13 protein-coding genes are annotated in these 18,765 nt (G+C 47.0%); 8 read left to right on the forward strand and 5 right to left on the reverse strand.

Annotation, left to right across the window (positions count from 1 at the left end):
• Nucleotides 1–5 precede the first annotated feature (5 nt).
• On the reverse strand, nucleotides 6–200 hold the full coding sequence (locus tag ELR70_RS13010; protein WP_054013799.1) for a hypothetical protein: 195 nt from the start codon (nucleotides 198–200) through the stop codon (nucleotides 6–8).
• 200 nt (nucleotides 201–400) lie between these two features.
• Between ELR70_RS13010 and ELR70_RS13015 the strand changes: the two genes are divergently transcribed.
• Nucleotides 401–1,327: an ABC transporter substrate-binding protein gene (locus ELR70_RS13015; protein WP_054013798.1), complete on the forward strand. Its 927-nt coding sequence runs from the start codon at nucleotides 401–403 to the stop codon at nucleotides 1,325–1,327.
• 213 nt (nucleotides 1,328–1,540) lie between these two features.
• Nucleotides 1,541–3,727, forward strand: coding sequence for a methyl-accepting chemotaxis protein (locus ELR70_RS13020; protein ID WP_128064594.1), 2,187 nt, complete (start codon nucleotides 1,541–1,543; stop codon nucleotides 3,725–3,727).
• A 9-nt stretch (nucleotides 3,728–3,736) separates the two neighbouring features.
• On the opposite strand, the gene ELR70_RS13025 is transcribed toward ELR70_RS13020, so the two are convergent.
• On the reverse strand, nucleotides 3,737–4,759 hold the full coding sequence (locus tag ELR70_RS13025) for a LacI family DNA-binding transcriptional regulator (protein WP_054013796.1): 1,023 nt from the start codon (nucleotides 4,757–4,759) through the stop codon (nucleotides 3,737–3,739).
• A 387-nt stretch (nucleotides 4,760–5,146) separates the two neighbouring features.
• On the opposite strand from ELR70_RS13025, the gene glk reads away from it, so the two are divergent.
• The 5 genes from glk (at nucleotide 5,147) to gap (ending at nucleotide 10,982) form a co-directional block, all read left to right on the forward strand.
• Nucleotides 5,147–6,163 (forward strand): glucokinase, encoded by a 1,017-nt coding sequence (gene glk / locus ELR70_RS13030; RefSeq protein ID WP_054013794.1) that lies wholly within the window; start codon nucleotides 5,147–5,149, stop codon nucleotides 6,161–6,163.
• A gap of 14 nt (nucleotides 6,164–6,177) precedes the next feature.
• Complete coding sequence (locus tag ELR70_RS13035; RefSeq protein ID WP_054013793.1) at nucleotides 6,178–7,191, forward strand: LacI family DNA-binding transcriptional regulator; 1,014 nt, start codon at nucleotides 6,178–6,180, stop codon at nucleotides 7,189–7,191.
• 271 nt (nucleotides 7,192–7,462) lie between these two features.
• Nucleotides 7,463–9,316: a phosphogluconate dehydratase gene (gene edd / locus ELR70_RS13040; protein WP_054013792.1), complete on the forward strand. Its 1,854-nt coding sequence runs from the start codon at nucleotides 7,463–7,465 to the stop codon at nucleotides 9,314–9,316.
• Between the two features lie 23 nt (nucleotides 9,317–9,339).
• Nucleotides 9,340–9,960: a bifunctional 4-hydroxy-2-oxoglutarate aldolase/2-dehydro-3-deoxy-phosphogluconate aldolase gene (locus ELR70_RS13045; RefSeq protein ID WP_054013791.1), complete on the forward strand. Its 621-nt coding sequence runs from the start codon at nucleotides 9,340–9,342 to the stop codon at nucleotides 9,958–9,960.
• A 17-nt stretch (nucleotides 9,961–9,977) separates the two neighbouring features.
• Nucleotides 9,978–10,982 carry a type I glyceraldehyde-3-phosphate dehydrogenase gene (gap, locus tag ELR70_RS13050; RefSeq protein WP_054013790.1) on the forward strand — a complete coding sequence of 335 codons (1,005 nt, stop codon included), beginning with the start codon at nucleotides 9,978–9,980 and terminating at the stop codon, nucleotides 10,980–10,982.
• Between the two features lie 79 nt (nucleotides 10,983–11,061).
• Here gap and ELR70_RS13055 read toward each other — a convergent pair whose 3' ends face one another.
• The gene (locus ELR70_RS13055) at nucleotides 11,062–12,864 is read right to left on the reverse strand and encodes an FG-GAP-like repeat-containing protein (RefSeq protein WP_054013789.1); all 1,803 of its coding nucleotides are present in this window, start codon (nucleotides 12,862–12,864) and stop codon (nucleotides 11,062–11,064) included.
• Between the two features lie 268 nt (nucleotides 12,865–13,132).
• Here ELR70_RS13055 and ELR70_RS13060 point away from each other — a divergent pair, with 268 nt between their 5' ends.
• Nucleotides 13,133–14,563 carry a TIGR00366 family protein gene (locus ELR70_RS13060; RefSeq protein ID WP_054013788.1) on the forward strand — a complete coding sequence of 477 codons (1,431 nt, stop codon included), beginning with the start codon at nucleotides 13,133–13,135 and terminating at the stop codon, nucleotides 14,561–14,563.
• A 190-nt stretch (nucleotides 14,564–14,753) separates the two neighbouring features.
• Here ELR70_RS13060 and ELR70_RS13065 read toward each other — a convergent pair whose 3' ends face one another.
• Nucleotides 14,754–15,989, reverse strand: coding sequence for a hypothetical protein (locus tag ELR70_RS13065; RefSeq protein ID WP_128064595.1), 1,236 nt, complete (start codon nucleotides 15,987–15,989; stop codon nucleotides 14,754–14,756).
• A gap of 175 nt (nucleotides 15,990–16,164) precedes the next feature.
• Nucleotides 16,165–18,393: a TonB-dependent receptor gene (locus tag ELR70_RS13070; protein WP_054013786.1), complete on the reverse strand. Its 2,229-nt coding sequence runs from the start codon at nucleotides 18,391–18,393 to the stop codon at nucleotides 16,165–16,167.
• Nucleotides 18,394–18,765 lie beyond the last annotated feature (372 nt).

The raw sequence follows: 18,765 nt of genomic DNA on the forward strand, positions 1-18,765 counted from the left end.
AAGGATTAGCATCCAATCGCCTGCGATAATGGGCAGTTATTAATTGACTCTTCCCAACAAAAGCGGTTTTCAGTTGGCGCACAGTTATTAAAGTAGCTTTTAGGGCGACCGCCTGCTACTTGAGGTGTTACCTGAAGTGCTAATGTTGCTTTGTCCGCACTGAGCCTTTTGATGCATTTTTTATTCAAATTGAGTTTCATTTTGATATTCCTTTTAGAATTTGTAGTGTTCATATAGTGAACAGTTAAACATTAGTACATCTCATGCTAGCGTGTAAATCTGTTTAACTTAACTGTTTGTAAACAATTGTGTCACAAAAATGAGTTGGGTTTTTAGACTGAAAGAAGTGAAATAGCACCTATACTGGAGGGTATTGATTCTGAGCAGGCATCAGTCGTTTATGTACCGTATCCTCTGTTTTTGGATTTTGTTGCTGGCGATGCCACTGCGCGCCATGCAGCCTATTCAAATTCTCTACAATGACTGGACTAGCCAGCAAGTTTTGTCTCATATTGTGGCCAATATTTTTACCGAACTAGGCTATCAAACTGAATTTATAGAGGCCAAAACAGATGGCCAGTGGTTTTTACTTAAAGCCGGAATGGCAGATGTTCAAATGGAAGTCTGGGAAGGCACCATGGCCGACAAATATGCGCAACTTATGCACAGTCAGGTGATAGTTGACCTTGGTGATTATACGTTGAAAACCCGCGAAGATTGGTGGTATCCGCTGTATGTTAAACAGCATTGCCCCGGGTTACCTCACTGGAAAGCACTGATCCAATGTGCCGACGTCTTCTCCAGGCCTGGCTCTCAGGGCAAGGGCGTATATATCGCTGGCCCCTGGGAAAAACCTGACCGTGCCAGGATCCGGGCGTTACAGTTGCCCTTTGCCGTTGAGCAGGTCGACAGTGGAGAAGCACTATGGAAAAAGCTGGCGATCGCGCACAAAATTAAACAACCGATCCTGATGTTTAACTGGACACCTAACTGGGTGGGAGCCGTTTACCCTGGTGAGTTTGTTGAGTTTCCAGACTTTGATCCACGGTGCGAAACTGAACCTGGTTGGGGAGTCAATCCCAAATTCTTGTTTGATTGCGGAAACCCCAAATCAGGGTGGTTAAAAAAGATAGTCAGCACCGTGTTTTTTGAACGACACCCTTGTTTGGCCAAGGGCCTGCGTCAGTTCGACATGGACAGTATGATGCTTGAGCAGCTGGCAGCCATGGTAAATCTGGAAAACTTCACGCCTGCGCTGGTTGCAAAGCATTGGCTTGAAAACAATCGGGTTCAGTGGCGTAAGTGGTTTGCCAAATGTATTGGATAGCTTTGTACAAGAAATATAAAACAACATAAGTGGAGATCTTGAACTAAGCTTTTAATACCTGTCTACTTTATATGTCAGGATGACGCTGGAGGTGCCGTGAGCATCAAGTTAAAGCTTATTGTAAGCGTCTCAGCTCTTGTCACTGTTGCACTTATTATTTTGTCCTTTAGTGTGGTCAAAGTTACTCAAAGAGATGTGGCCAGGACCCTCGCTATGCAGATCGAGCACCGCCTGGTGGGACTCAGAGACGCAAAGAAAGAACAGCTCTCGGCGTATTTTGACTTCATCAATGGCCAATTAATGACGTTGGCTGCAAGTGAAGCTACTCGTAATGCGGCACTACAATTCACCGATACTTTTAAACACGTGGGTGTGCAGCCCGATGAAGAGGCTTTGAGTCGCTATTATCGTGATGAATTCGGACAGGTATTTACGCAAAGAAATGGTATACCGACGGACACACGGCGCCTGTTGAATGCCCTTGATGCACCTGCTAAGTACTGGCAGGACAAGTACATAGCACAAAATACACACCCATTGGGGAGTAAAAATGCGCTGAAAAGCCTACAAGATGGTAGTAAGTATGATGCTGCCCATCATCTGCATCACCCTTTTTTCAATAGTTTCTTAGAGCAGTTTGGTTATTACGATATTTTTATCGTAGATGCAAAAAGCGGTCATGTAGTGTATTCCGTATTCAAGGAATTGGACTATGCGACGTCACTGCTGAATGGTCCATATACGCAAAGTGGGCTAGGTGAAGTTTTCAGAGCTGCCAGAACACTCTCTTCGGGAGAGGTGGCCTTTGTTGATTTTGCCCCGTATTTACCGTCTTATAATGCCGCAGCGTCGTTTGTTGCGACGCCGATAGTCAAAGAAGGAAATATCCTGGCTGTGCTGGTATTTCAAATGCCCATCGACAGACTCAATGATATCCTGACTTACCAGCAGAACTGGCAAGCACGTGGGCTGGGAGAGTCGGGCGAAACCTATCTTGTAGGTAGTGACTTTAAAATGCGTAGCATGAGCCGCTTCTTACTGGAAGATAAAGCAGGTTATCTGCAGGTACTGGAACAAGCTAAAGTAGACTCAAAGGTTATCGCTGCAATAAACAGATTTGATACATCGGTCGGGTTGCAAAGTGTTCGCACTCAGGCTGTTGAAGCCGCCCTGTCAGGCCAATCTGGATTTGCCATCATTGAAGACTATCGCAATATTGCCGTGGCATCTGCATATACTTTCGTTGAGATAAATGGCGAAACCTGGGCGTTATTGAGCGAGCTGGACCAGTCTGAGGCTTTTGCAGATGTAGAGGAAATTACCAATCAGATAACAAAGATGGCGATTATAATAACCGTCATATTGATAGCTATTGCCCTGCTTTGTGCATGGGGGCTTGGTAACGTTATTGCGACACCCATTCAAAAGATGAGTCGTTTTATCAATGAGGTTGCGACATCACTGGATTTAACTTTGCGCTTCAACGGGTCTAATAGTCAGGACGAAATGGGGCAGGTAGAGCGAGCTTTGAACTCTATGTTTGAAACCTTTACCGATACCTTAAATCAGGTCAATCTTAGCGCCGAAAAGCTGTCCTGTCAGATGGCACAATTACAAGCAAACTTTACAGAGCTGACGAATAAGAGCGATACACAAACGGATCTAACTGTACACATTGCTGCAGCAATGGAGCAGATGGCTGCAACCTCGGAAGACGTCGCTAAAAATGCACAGTATACCAGCGAAGCCAGTCACGATGCTGTTAGCGCGTCAGAGCAGGGAAAGAGTAATGTGGCCAAGAATATGCAGTCATCCCGTAGCCTGGAGCAGGCGATGGATCTGACTATGCAACAAATGACGGCTTTACAGGAACAATCCAATAACATCAGCCAGGTATTAGAGGTGATCCAGACAATTGCGGAGCAAACTAATTTGCTGGCATTAAATGCTGCGATTGAGGCAGCCCGAGCGGGTGAGCAAGGCAGAGGGTTTTCTGTTGTGGCCGATGAAGTAAGATCTTTGGCGCAGCGGACTCAGCAATCGACAGAAGAGATAAATCGTATGATACAAGGTCTTCAAAGTGGTTCGGCAAATGCGATGTCAGCGATACGTGAAGCACATGCGTTAACAGAGAATAACTTATCATCGACGGACTGCACACGGGATTCATTGCAGCAAATTAATGACCAAATTTGTAAAATCGAAGCCTTTAATGAACAAATGGCGACGGCGGCCACTGAACAAAGTGCCGTGGCCAAAGACGTAACTCAGCAAATATCAGATATCACAACCTTGGCTCAGGCAAACTGTGCGATTATCACAGAGGTCAATTCAATGGCCGCTGCTGCGGATGAGGATGCGCTATTACTCAAGCAGCAGATCAGCAAATTTCATCTGTAACACAGGCGTTCAGGCAGATTTTCTAACAATCAACTTAGGCGGTAGCAGGGTGTCGGTCACCGTTTCCCCTTTAATCAAACTAAGCAGGTTGTTGACCAACATTTGGCCTGCCAGCGTGGTGTTTTGTTGCACTGTGGTCAATGCCGGTGAAATAAAACTGGCAGCAGCGATATTGTCAAAACCAATCACAGCAACATCACCTGGTACGTCTTTACCAGCTTCTTTAAGCGCTTTGAGTGCACCAATGGCGATGAGATCGCTGGCTGCAAATAGCGCATCAAAGTGAATATTGTTGGCCAGTAAAGAGCGGGTAGCATGATAGCCAGACTCTTCTGTTGAAATGGCGTTGGCGATTTGACGCTCGGGTAATGCTAACCCTTGTGCTGTCAGGGTATCTCGAAAGCCTTTGAAGCGCGCGAAAAATTCCGGGCTGTGATCGGATGCGTCACCAATGAACACATACTGCGAGCGGTTTTGCTGTAACAAGTGTTCTGCAGCCAGCTTACCACCACCGTAGTTATCACAACTGACCGTTAAATCTTCCCGTCCGTCGACCGTTGCGCCCCAGCAGACAAACTTAGTGTCCTGAGAGAGCAATTGCTGAAGACGAGACTGATAGTCCATGTAATCACCGTAACCAAGCAGAATAATGCCATCGGCCCTGTGGCTGTCTTCATAATCAGCTCGCCAGTCCTGACTGGTGGATTGAAAGGAGACAAGCAAGTCATAGCCTTGTTTTGCACATGCTCGGGTGATGCTTCCCAGCATATTTAGAAAGAAGGGGTTGATCTGCGACTCGTCCCCAGTTGGGTCCTCGAATAACAACAGTGCCAGTGTGCTGCTTTGCTGAGTGCGCAGGTTACTGGCGTTTTTATCGACTTTATAATTAAGCTGCTTTGCCACTTCCCAGACGCGACGTCGGGTCTCTTCATTAACAAGCGGGCTATTTCTTAGCGCGCGTGACACGGTAGACTGGGAGACACCCGCAAAGTGGGCGATATCAAAAGAGGTGGCTTTGCCTTTAGGTTTCATAGTGTATTTGTTCTGAGTGATAACCTGATTATTGTCAGCGAATGAATAAAATTTGCAAGCGTAATATCATTGCTGCTGTCCTGGTAACATACTTGACCGAGCGGATTACCAAAAGATTGCGGGTCTTTGTAATAGTTGCTGTGAAAATACGCAGTTAGTAATTGCCAGGTCGATCCAGAGAAAATTTTTATTGCCTCCATCTGACACCGGTGTCATAATGTCGCTGTTTTATCATTTTGTTGTCAAAACGTATTGGCTGTCCCTCCGGGGACAGCATTTTTTCAGCTGAACGTGCAAAGTTATACAGCTGAACATTGGCATCATCACCCGAGCCAGTTACCTTGGAAGTTGTGCACTCAGTGCACCCGGATAAAAGAGAAAAACAACATGAGCCAGACAACACCTCATAGCTCGAATAATAAAGGCCACGTGTTTGAGCCTATTGTCGTCGCGGATATCGGCGGTACCAACGCCCGTTTTGCCGTTATAACCCAGTACGATTCGAGTACTAATCAGTTTGTAATAAGTCACCAGTCAACGTATCCCAGCGCCGAATTTCCCTCTTTTGAATCTGCCATCAGTCGCTACCTAAATGAACTCCCCATAGCTAAGCCGTTGCGTGCATGTCTGGCTGTGGCCGGGCCGGTGAAGGCACAGCAGGTTTATTTGACTAATTTAGGGTGGCAATTTAACAGTCAGGATATTAAACAGCAATTTGGTTTTAGCGAATTAGCGGTCATCAATGATTTTGCTGCTTTTGCATACGCTGCGCCCTACCTGGACCCAGAACAAAATATCGAAATAAAATCGGGTCAGGCCCAAGCCGGTGCCAATATTGCCGTGATGGGACCGGGCACTGGTTTTGGGGCTGCATGCCTTGCCAGAGACATAAACGGCAGTGCTGTGATGAGCTGTGAAGCTGGTCATATCAGTCTCGCTGCGGTCACTGAACTGGACCAACAGCTGTTGGTCGCGTTGAAGCAGGAGATTGCGCATGTTTCAGTTGAAGAAGTCTTTTCGGGTCGTGGTTTAGCACATTTGTACCAAGCTATGGCAAAAGTAAAAGGACACACGGCTGAGAGATTGAGCGCAGAGCAGATCAGTGAGCGAGCAGCAGAATGTGAGATCTGTGATGCTACGCTGAATCACTTCTGTGACTGGATTGGTAGTGTTGCCGGTGATCTGTCTTTAACTTTTGGTGCATTGGGTGGTGTATTCATTGGGGGAGGAATTCTGCCTCGGATGGCGCAACGTTTAAAGTCAAGCCAGTTTGCTGAACGGTTTGTCACCAAAGGCCCGATGAGTCAATATGCGGGTCAGATCCCAGTCACTTTAGTAGTACAGGAAAATATCCCTTTGATTGGCGCTGCTGCGTGCTTACATGAGCGTGCCAGTACCAGATAGTCAGGACAAGTGTAATGAAAAAAGTGACCATTAACAGTGTCGCGCAGTATGCGGGTGTGTCGAAAAAGACAGTGTCCCGGGTATTGAATAATGAACCTAATGTCAGCCCTGCAACGCGCGAGAAAGTACTCAAAGTTTTTAAGGAGCTGGATTATCGTCCAAACCCTATTGCGCGTGGATTAGCGCGAAACAAGAGTTTCATTATTGGCTGCCTGTATGACAATCCAAGTAAAAGCTATATAACCCGTGTACAAAGTGGTGCATTAGAAGCCTGTCATAAACATAATTACAACTTACTGATCCACCCTTGTGAGCTTCGCGGCGAGGCATTGATTGATAATATTGATCAATTGCTGACAACGTCCCGACTGGATGGTCTTGTATTGACGCCTCCGTTTTCTGATTCACGCGAACTAATAGATTTTCTCAAGCAGAAAAATATCAACTATGCGTTGGTAGCTTCAGCTATTCAGGATGATGAGTCTATTTCTATCTGTAGCAATGATGAGCAGGGGGCTTATGAGCTAACTGAACACCTCATCGCGCTCGGTCATACCGATATTGCCTTCATCAAAGGTCACCCGGACCACAGCGCCACTGAAAATCGCTTTAACGGATACAAACGAGCACTAGAGCACCACCAGATCCCGCTTCAGGAACGATTGGTTGCTGAGGGTAACTTTAGCTATCACTCAGGTGCAGATAGTGCACGGGCCATTTTGGATATGACACCGCGCCCATCGGCCGTATTCGCATCTAACGACTACATGGCTGCCGCGGTACTTAAGCTGGCAACTCAACGGCAATTGCGAGTACCGGAAGATTTGTCCATCGCCGGTTTTGACAATGCCCCGATCGCAAGACATATTTGGCCAGGTCTGACTACGATTGCCCAGCCAGTCGAGGAGATGACGAGATTGGCCGTTGAGCAACTGATCATGCAAATCTCTGAGCCTCAGGAGCAGGTATATCAGCGCGTTCTGGAAGCACGACTGATCACGCGCGAGTCAACAGCCAAAAACCACTAAATCCCATTTTTATACTTGCCCAAAGCCCGGCCAATCTTGGTCGGGCTTTTTTGTTTGTTGTTTGTTCACTATTTGGTCATTTATGAAATTTAGACTAAATTTAAAGTAAGGGTTGACACCGGTGTCACAAACGTGAGTAAATATAGTGACACCGGTGTCAGGTTGGGGTGAGAGACAACCTGACAGCGTACCTTTGAACGGGTAAATCAAAGCTGCTCAGTACAGGGAGAGCTGTACTGAGCCTTTTCCTCTAACAATAGAGAGTTGAATTATGTTGCATCCTCGAATTCATGAAGTCACTCAACGCGTTATCACCCGCAGTCAGCAATCTCGTCAGGCCTATCTTGAACGCATAGAACAAGCAAAAAAACAAACTCGCGTCAGAACCGGACTGGGCTGTGGTAACCTGGCACATGTGATGGCGGCCTGTTCGAGCAGTGACAAAGCAAGATTAAAAGCGGATGAGCAGCCTAATCTGGCTATTATCAATGCCTACAACGACATGTTGTCTGCTCATGTGCCTTATAAAGAGTATCCTGATCAGATCAAAGCGATCGCTGAAAAATACGATGCTACGGCACAGGTGGCAGGTGGTGTACCCGCGATGTGTGATGGCGTAACGCAGGGGCGTGATGGTATGGAGCTGTCCTTGTTTTCTCGCGATGTTATTGCAATGTCGACGGCGGTTGCACTATCACATGATGTGTTTGACGGTGTGTTTTGTTTGGGCGTGTGTGACAAAATCGTCCCCGGATTACTGATTGGCGCGCTGTCATTTGGTCATCTGCCAATATACTTCCTGCCAGCTGGACCAATGCAATCGGGTATTCCGAATAAAGAGAAGGCTCGTGTCAGACAAAAATTTGCACAAGGCCTGGTCAGCCGTGAAGAACTACTGGAAGCAGAAAGTGCGTCTTATCATAGTGCGGGTACATGTACCTTCTATGGTACGGCAAACTCAAACCAAATGCTGATGGAAATTATGGGCCTTCACTTACCAGGCAGCTCATTCATCAACCCCTATACCGAGCTACGTGATGGCCTGACAGCCAGCGCGGTAGAAACCATGTTAAAGCAGCTACTTGGCGACAACAAAGTGAATAGCCTGGCAGAGGTCGTCAGTGAAAAAACTGTCATTAATGGACTGGTCGGTCTACTGGCGACTGGGGGCTCTACAAACCACGCGATTCATTTGGTGGCTATGGCAAAAGCTGCAGGTGTTCAAATCACCTGGAAAGATATGGCTGACCTATCTGAAGTCGTGCCATTGCTAACACGCATTTATCCTAATGGTTCAGCCGATGTGAACCACTTCCAGGCAGCTGGTGGCATGGGCTTTTTGATGCGTGAATTGCGTGATGCGGGTTACCTGCACAACGATGTTAAAACCATTGTCGGCGATGGCCTTGATGCGTATACCAAAGAGCCTGTCTTGGACGTTGATCCGACTCTTATCATGACAGACAGCACTGGGCCTGCAAAAGTGAAGTGGGTAGATTGCCCAGTTGATTCTCTGGACCAAGATGTGCTCAGACCTGTATCTAATCCTTTCAACAAGCAAGGCGGGTTACAACTGTTAAGCGGTAACCTGGGTAAGTCTGTGATCAAAGTATCAGCGGTTGCTGAGCAGCATCAGGTGGTCTCGGCGCCTGCGAAAGTGTTTAGCTCCCAAGCTGCATTGCAAGAAGCCTATACACGAGGCGAGTTGAATCAGGATTTTATCGCGGTTATCAAAGAGCAAGGCCCCAAAGCAAAGGGGATGCCAGAGTTACACAAATTGACGCCGGTGATGGCGAGCTTGCAGGATGAAGGCTTCAAAGTCGCCATTGTTACCGACGGCCGGATGTCAGGTGCATCGGGTAAAGTGCCAGCGGCTATCCATCTTGCGCCAGAAGCCGTAGAAGGTGGGCCGATCGCGAAAGTGCGAGAGGGTGATTTAATCACGCTTGATGCACCCAAAGGTGAACTGGTTCTGCACGTCAGCGATGAAGAGCTTGCTCAGCGCGAGATTGAACTGACGGAAGTTGGTCCAACTTTTGGCACGGGCCGAGAGTTGTTTAGCGGTTTCAGAAATATTGTCAGCAGTGCCGATTTAGGCGCAAGTGCATTCGGCATAGAAGAATAACAGCAACTGGGAATGAGGACATTATGAGCATTAAAGAGATTTTATCAGCGGCGCCGGTAGTACCCGTTATTGTCATTGACGACTTAGAAGACGCCGTACCACTGGCACAGGCTCTATATCGCGGTGGCTTGCGTGCGCTGGAAGTGACATTGCGCACACCGGTTGCTGCACAGGCGGTCAAAGCCATGAAAGAAGCGGTGCCAGAGGCCTACGTCGGGACAGGAACCGTCGTTGACAAAGCATCATTCGACGCGTCTGTTGAAGCCGGTGCTGATTTTATGGTGAGCCCGGGCGTAAGCTCTGAATTGCTGGCGTTGGCAAAAGGCTCAGATATTCCATTTCTGCCGGGCGCTGCAACGCCAAGCGAAGCGATGGAACTGGCTGCTCAGGGCTTTAAATTTTTGAAGTTTTTCCCGGCAGAGGCTGCAGGTGGTACAGCCATGCTGAAATCAATCGGTGGTCCTTTGCCTCAGGTGACGTTTTGCCCAACGGGTGGGATCAGCTTAGCGACAGCACCCGACTATCTGGCACTCAAAAATGTGATTTGTGTCGGTGGTACCTGGATGCTGGATAAAGCACTTATCGCAAACAAAGACTGGCAAGCCATTGAAGCGCTTGCTCGACAAGCAAGTGAAGTAAACTAATTTAGGGGAATAGGGTTATGATTAATATTGCAATTAATGGCTATGGCCGTATCGGTCGAAATGTACTGAGAGCGCTTTACGAAGCAGGTCAGAATGACGAGATCAAGATTGTCGCGATTAACGATCTGGCACCAGCACAAACTAACGCACACCTTACCCAGTTTGACTCGGTTCATGGGCGCTTTAACTTCCCGGTTGAGCTAAAAGACAACACCCTCATTATTGGTGATGACGAAATTACACTGACTCAGGAACGCGATCCTGCGCAGCTACCTTGGCGCGACCTGAACGTAGATATCGTACTTGAATGTACAGGCTTGTTCACTTCACGTGAAACCGCAGGTAAGCATATTGCAGCGGGTGCGAAGAAAGTGATTGTATCGGCGCCTGGCACTGATATGGATGCCACAGTTGTACATGGCGTAAACAGTGAAGTATTGAACGCAGATAGTAACATCATTTCCAATGCATCTTGTACGACTAACTGCCTGGCGCCAGTTGCAAAAGCCCTCAATGACACGATAGGGATTGAGCAGGGCAGTATGACCACTATCCATGCGTACACAAATGATCAAAACCTGTGTGACGTGTACCACAAAGACCTATACCGTGCGCGCAGTGCGACACAGTCAATGATCCCAACAAAAACAGGTGCAGCGAAGGCTGTGGGTCTGGTACTACCAGAGCTGGCTGGCAAACTGGATGGTATGGCGGTGCGCGTTCCTACGGTGAATGTTTCTTTAGTTGATCTGACTTTTATTGCAAAGCGCGAGACGTCTGCTGATGAAGTTAATGAGATTTTAAAAGGCGCTGCCGACGGTGCAATGGCTGGTATTCTTGAGTACAACACCTTACCGCTGGTATCCGTGGACTTTAACCATAACCCAGCATCATCAGTATTTGATGCAACCCAGACGAAAGTGGATGGCAAATTGGTTAAAGTTATGGCCTGGTACGACAATGAATGGGGTTTCTCAAATCGTATGCTTGATCAGGTTAAAGCGCTGGGCGCATTTCTGTAATATGTAAGTAGCAGTAATAAATTTAAAAGCCCCGCAATGCGGGGCTTTTGCTTTTCAGCCTATCTTTTATCAGGTGTTACTACCAGTTTCTGTTAATGTGTACCAGAACACCGTTATCGGAAAAGCCTACTACATCTGCACGACCATCGCCTGTTACATCTGCCATACGACGAGGGTGACGGTCAACGCTCCAGCTTTTATCCAATACGAAGTCATCCAGTTTGGTTCTGGGCGTTGAGAATGTACCATCGCCATTGGCTAGTGATACCGAGATGTGTGAGGTACCAAAGCCCACAATGTCATTGAGTCCGTCGCCATTCACATCGGCAAGTACGCGAGGGTGTTTGTCTACCTGCCAGCCACCTGCGCTGATAGCAAAGCTGGACAATACAAAGCGCGGTGATGCAAACCTTCCGTTACCTGTAGCCAAAGCTGTATAGACGCCGTTAGTGCCAAAGCCTACGATATCTGCCAAACCATCACCGTTAATATCAGCGACTTCGCGAGGGTGTTTATCAACCTGCCAGCCACCTGAGCTGACGGTAAAGCTTTGAAGGACTGCGACAGGGTTTGCAAATGTACCATCACCCTTTGCTAAAGCTGTATAGACATGAGTGGTGCCAAATCCAATGATATCAGCCAGACCATCGCCATTAATATCTGCCAGTTTGCGTGGGTGCTTCGCTACATCCCAGCCGCCATTGCTCACTGTAAATGCATCCAGCGCACGCTTAGCCGGTGCAAACGTACCATCGCCATTAGATACTGAGGTGAAGACTGAATTCGTACCGAAGCCTACTATATCAGCCAGGCCATCACCGTTGATGTCTGCGGCTGTTCTGGGGTGCTTTGCAACGTCCCAACCACCGTTGTTGATTGTATAGCTGTCGATGGCACGTTTAATTGGTGAAAAGGTACCATCTCTGTTTGCCAGAGCTGTGTAAACTGATGCATTGCCAAACCCGACAATGTCTTCGCGGCCGTCGCCATTGATATCAGCCATAACTCGGGGGTTCTTTGAAACCACCCAGCCACCTGCATTGGTACCGAAGTTGTTAATCGCTCGAACGTGTGTACTGACGGGAAGAATACTGGATACATTGGTAATGGCTGCCATTGAGTAGCCCGAATTTCGGCCGGAAGTTGCGCCACATCCCCCATTTGTATGTACACCGACTACGGCACCTGCACGGTTAAGGACGCCTGAGCCAGAAGAGCCTGGTTCGGTATCAAGATCACCGTATAAAACTCGGGCACCGCTTGAAACAACATCCGTTCCCGCATCCAGTTGTTTCGCTTCACCACGAGGGTGTTGGATTATCATGACATCACCAGGGACTGCATTTGCAACCGGTTTCCAGCCGAATGTGTTACCCGGATTACCGGCAAGGCGCAGGATTGCGAAGTCCAGATCCCCACTCAAATTGGCACCATCTTCTACTATCTCAGTAACGTTGAAAAATGACTGGTTTCTTAAACTGCTGGAAGTACCATTAAACTGGTAATCAAACGCCACAACGTCCGATGTTGTTCCACTGTCGACACAGTGACTGGCTGTTAAAAATAAATCCGGCGCAATGAGTGTACCACTACAGTAGCTGGTAGCAGAGTTTGAAGAGCGGCTTTTTAATGCTCCGACTGAGCGCTGTTGTGCAGTAACATAGTTTCTGTCATATCCCCAGTTACTGTAACGGTTATCATATCGCTCAACATGCTGCAGGTTATCAACACCGCATATGCTCTCTGGCGCAGAGCGGTCTACAACATAGTTACTGCCCTGAGCTAGTTTTTTTAGGAAGTTTACGTTGTCTTCTGCGTGAAGAGATTGGCTACTGAGGCCCAGAAGAATAGATGCTGATAAAAGTGTATAGTTCGTTTTCAAAATTCAATTCCTTGTCTATTTGAGTTTGTTGTCGATTAACAAGTGCCAACGTCTATGTGGCGTTCTGAATGTACTCAAAAGAAAAACAAAAGTAAACAGTTTGTTTTTGTTGTTGTTAAAGTGTTTTTGTGTGTTTCTTATTTGATTTTTCTGCGCTGTTTGTTTTTGTTTTAACGACAAAGTTGGCGCGTTAAGCGTTTGGTGTTTGCACGATAGGGCCAATATTTATTACACTGCGCACAATTTAAATTAACGACAAAGAATTAACATGAAAGAAGGGTTCAAAGTTCCCCACACGCTTATCCTGTTGTTGTCTATGATGCTGGTGGCGTATATTGCAACCTGGCTCGTTCCGCAAGGCTTCTTCGAGACAGTAACACTCGACAACGGTCGTGAGGCCGTAGTACCTGGCACCTACGCGCTTGCACAGGCGCAAACTCATTTAACTCCGATGGATTTTCTGGTTGCGATTCCACGAGCGTTTGCCGCGGCACAAGATGTTATTTTCTTCGTCTTTATCGTCGGTGGTGTATTATCAATCGCACGTGCAACGGGCACCATAGATGCGCTGATTGGCCGCCTACTGGAGCGATTTGGCCATAAGCCAAATATCTTGATTTTCATGGTCGTGTTTTGTTTTGCGCTGGCATCAGGCGCGATTGGTACAGCTGGTGAGTATATTCCTTTTGTACTTATCCTGGTTGGATTATGTAAAGCGATGCGCCTTGATGCAATGACCGCTGTGGGAATGGTGGTTGCAGGCTATGGCATCGGTTATGGCGTTTCCGCCTTTAATCCTTTTACCGTCATGGTCGCCCAAAAGGTAGCAGACATTCCTGTGTACTCGGGCATTGAGCTGAGACTGGCAATATTCTTGCCATTTGTATTGATTGGTTTTCATCATGTCTGGAGTTATGCCAAAAAAATACAGGCAAACCCTGAGCTATCCCTGACCAAGGGTTTACCATGTCCGTTAGCCGGTACAGCTGAAGCAAATTATCCGACACTAAATAAACGTCATCAGATGATTCTGTTTGGTCTGGTGGCGGCTATAGTTCTTGCCGTCTGGGGGATATCACAAAAGGGCTGGTATTTGTATGAGCTGGGTGCAGTGTTTATTACTTGGGGTATTTTCACTACCTTAATTGGTCAAATTGGAGCTGATCGTGCTGCAAATGAGTTCATCGAAGGTGTGAAAGACTTAGCCAGCACCGCCGTTCTAATTGGTGTGGCACGTGGTATTGCATTGATTATGGAAGATGGCCAGATCCTCCACACTTTGGTTTATGCCATGTCGTCGCCTTTATCACATCTGGGTGCTGAACTAGCGGCCGTTGGCATGTTCATTATGCAAACGCTGCTGAACCTGTTTATTCCATCAGGCAGTGGCCAGGCCTATGTCACTATGCCACTGATGGCCCCGGTAGGTGACATTATAGGTGTGTATCGTCAGGTTGCAGTGCTTGCTTACCAGTTTGGTGATGGCTTCTCTAACATGATCATTCCGACTAATGCAGTACTGATGGGGATTATTGGTATGGCAGGTGTACCTTATCACTTGTGGTTCCGATTCTGTCTGCCCCTGTTTGGCAAACTGATGTTGGCAGCATCGGTAGTACTGGTTTTAGCAGTCACTTTTGGTTACGGGGAAGACGTACAGCCTAAGGTGAACGCGGCGACACATACCCAACCACAATAACTTGATATAGGCTCGCAGCGTCTTCGCTCTGCGAGCCTCTTCCTGTAAAGCTATCTGGCTCATAAGTTGCCCGGAATCTGTCATACATTAAGCCTGTAACCTACTGTGAGATTTGCTGGTTTACAGGCAATAAAAAGGGCTGCGATAGAATAGCAGCCCTTTTTATTGGGTGATTATCAGTTAATGAGTATCAGTCCAGCTTTAGCTCAAAACTACCTGTCACTTCTTCATCTTCGAACGTGCTAAGCGGCAGGTCAAAGTTGAACTCAGCTTTGATATGTGTATCTGTATTGTCCCAATCCAGTCTGAGCATCCCTGAGTCGCTCTTGAGCTGGTATATCTCAGGGTATGCAGTCGCAGTAAGCTGTGCAAAGTTGCCTGTTGCAACACTGTCTAAACTAGCAAACGAATCGTTTGGCTTGCCGCCAAATGTGAAGGATAACTCAAATGGGCTACCTTCGTACTGGCTAGCCAAACGCACGACTGTGACGTCGGCACTGGTTAATGTCTCACCATTACCGTCCTTTGTTTTTACATGAGTTGTGGCGATAATACCGCAAAGCCGGTTTGTTTCAGCAAGCTGTGGATAGTTCGCAAAATTAACTGCTAACTTGCCAAAGCTCTCTTGTACGGTCTCACTGACGTGTTTGAATGTGCTGGTAGCAGCAACGTCGTCACCACACATTTTAGTAATGGTAAAGCTGTTTTCCGCTTGAGTCAGCACAATTGACTCAGTACCCTCTGAACAGTCAATATGAGTAAAAAAGTCTCCCACTTTCATATCGTGACCATGTTGTTTACCGCACGCTTTAGCAGTAAACATATGTTCACTTTGGTCGAAGCTAACAATATCGAGAGGGCGAGAGAATTTCACGGTCGTATGATTATAGCCGCCTTCCGTACGTGGTGCTTTAATATACCGTTGAATGGTCTCCATCCAGGTACTACCAGAGACAAGCACACTTAAGTCAAGCTCTTTGACTACGTTACTCGTATCAGGCTGTGGTGCAACGGTGCTTGAGTCAGTATCCGCGACAGACACAGAGCTATACTGGTCCACAAAACCTATCACGTTAGACGTGTTTAGTTTAACAGAGATGCTGAGGGAGCTCTGCTGACTGACTTCTGGTGCAGTAAATGTAATTGTATCACTACCTTGACCAGTAAATGGCACGTCGCCATCAACGCCACGAACTGCCCAGGTAAAATTCAGGTTATTGGCATTCGTCCCAGAAGTGTTAAGAGATAGCGTGACCTCTTGACCTTCTTTTACATTAATAAAAGTGGGTAGTTTAGTATAGGTAATTTTGATGTCTTCGACAGAAGATGTCTTTGTGTCCTTGTTGTCTGAGCCACCGCCACATGCGGTGAGTGACAAGGCCATTGTTGCGCATAAGAACAGCTTCTTATTAGGTAAGAATCTCATGTTTGATATATTCCGTATCCATATGAAAGGCGCGGATTTTAGTCTTTTCTTTTTTGCTCTTCAATCAATAGGGTGAACTATTGTAAACGGCGAGAAGGGGTGACAGGAAAGGCGTATTGGCAAGGGTAAGCAGACTGTCAGCAAGGAGCTGACAGTCTGTCAGATGCATAGCTAATTAGAATGTTGCGCGATAGCGAACACCAAACTCGCTGGCATCATTGCTCTTGATAACCAGGATGTATGCACCTGTATTCAGGCGAGCATCATCGTAACGTTCATCAAAGATATTACGGCCATACAGTGAAATATCCCAGTTCGCATTGGCTGGCGCATAAGATACGTCAAAGTTCACTGTGGTACGGTCGTCAATTTGCGTCATACGGCCCGGGTCTGAGCTCGGCTCACCATACATACTGTCGCGGTATGAAATATCAAAGCGTGTGTTTACCGTTGCGTTGTTGTCCAGCTCAAACTCATAAGACGGGCTGATTGAGGCAGTCCACTCTGGAGTCAGAGGAGCAACTGGTTTGATGCCATTTTGCTCTTCAACATCTACATCCATAAAGCCAAAGCTTGAATGCAGGGTAAAGTTGTCTGTTACATAGTAGGTGCTCTCAAATTCGATACCGCGAGAGGTCTGTTCAACAATCAGGTTGTTGGTAGCAAACCCGGATGAGGTGACCGTGTTAACCTGGTAAGGCAGGTCATCGTATTCAGTGTTGAAAAATGCCACACTCATGCTGAAGTCATTAGTCAGCTGACCTTTAAACCCGGTTTCGTAGTTAATTGCACTGATATTGTCGCTGGCGACAAAACCATTTGCTGACTGAATGGCTGCGTTGGCTGCCGTCGCATTGTCTGCAAATCCGCCCAGCTCGAAAAACTGAGTGATCAGAAAATAAGGGCGGGCAGGGTATTGTCCTGATTGGTAGCCAGTTTGTACCGTACCGTACCAGTTAAGGCCATTTTCAAAGGTATAATTGGCAGCCAGTTCCCAGGAAATTTCGTCCCACTCTCGCTCTGCATATACAGTATCTACGAGTGTATGTACTTTTGCAGACGCAGTTTTTTCATCTTCTGTATAACGAACACCACCTGAAAGGCGCAGGTCATCAGTCAGATCGTAGCCCAGGTTAAAAAATACTGCTCGACTGGTCGTTTCCTGATCAAGCGCCAACATTGCAGGACCTCCGTTAAAGCTTGCTTCATCCGGGCTCTGGCGGTTATTCCCTTCTTCGTTAAACCAATATACACCGGTAACAAAATCCGAACGGCCAAGGTAGCCTGTGAGTTGTAGCTCGACAGATGTTTGATCGGCTTCTCCTCGCTCTGGGAAGTGTAGGTGAGCAATCGCAGTGCCGTCATCATCCAGACCAGCTTTGTACTCTGATGAGCGTTTGCTGAATATAAACTTAGTACCATAGTCGGCATTGATATCATATTCTGCAGTCAGGGAAACACCGTTTGCTTTGTTCGATACGGTTGTTGTATTGATGCTGCTGGTAGCATTGTCGTACGGGTCTGCGGCAACCATCGAATTGCGCAAGCCTGCTTGGTAGAGAGAGTCTTCTACATCTTTTAGTTCATCGATTAACACAGTAAACGGACGTGTACCACCTTCACCATCATTTGCATCTGCAGTCAGTACCAAACGTAAATCATCGGTTGGGGTGTATTTAACTGAGACTCGACCGTGGAATTCCTGGTTCTCACCCACATCGTATTCAGCATTTGGCAGGTTAGTAAACTCACCCAGACCACCGCGGCGGTTGAAGCCCATGTTGAAATTGAACGCCAGTTCATCGGTTACGGCCTGATTGGTAAACATACTGGCCTTAATACGTCCGCGAGTACCTGTCTCCGCGCTAACTTTAGTTACTGCTTCCTGATCTGGTTGCTTAGTGATGATGTTAATTGCACCACCGATTGAGTTACGGCCATACAGAGTACCCTGAGGACCACGCAGTACTTCAATACGCTCGATGTTGGCCAGATTCCAGTTTTGGCCAACCTGGCGACCCAGGTAAACACCATCAACATAAACGCTTACGCCAGGATCTGTGGTGATCAGATGGTCTTGCAAGCCGATACCACGAATAAATGGATTTGCAGATGAGTTATGACCTGCAGAAAAACCTGTGATATTCAGGTTTGGAACAAATTTGCCCACATCAGTGATGTCTGAGATACCCTGTGCATCCAGATCATCTCCTGAGAATGCACTCATAGCGATCGGTACTTCATAGATAACCTGTGAACGCTTGGTCGCGGTTACTGTGATGGCTTCGATTTTTGATTTCTCAGCTTGGGCTTCTTCTGCCAACACTGGGGCTGAAGATAGGCCGGCCATGGCCAATGCCATGGCGGTTGCGATCGGAGTAAGATTGCGTGCTGTGGTGCTCATGTATGTTCCTCAAGTTAGAAACGGTTAATTTTAAATCTCGTGTGTGGTGGTTTCTGCGAGGGTAGTCGCCAACCAGGTTGAATGGCTATCACTGAGCTGACTTTTGACATTTATAAAATTGACGCGCACAAAAAAGCAATCACCATATGGGGACTGCATGACTTTTATTAACAAGAATTTTAAGAATGAAAGGTCAGCAAAAGCTGCTATTCGGTTGGGCGTGCATTCTACAATGGAATGAAATAATTTTGCAATAAAACGTGGTTAAAAATTTTTATTTTGCTCGATTTTTGCATAGCATTGTCGTTGTATTCGGTAATTTCACATGAATGTACCTTTTTAGTAAAAACTCGCTTCAGCCAGGTTTATTGT

Origin of the sequence: Pseudoalteromonas sp. R3, from assembly GCF_004014715.1 — a bacterium.
In the GTDB taxonomy this organism is placed as follows: Bacteria; Pseudomonadota; Gammaproteobacteria; order Enterobacterales; family Alteromonadaceae; genus Pseudoalteromonas.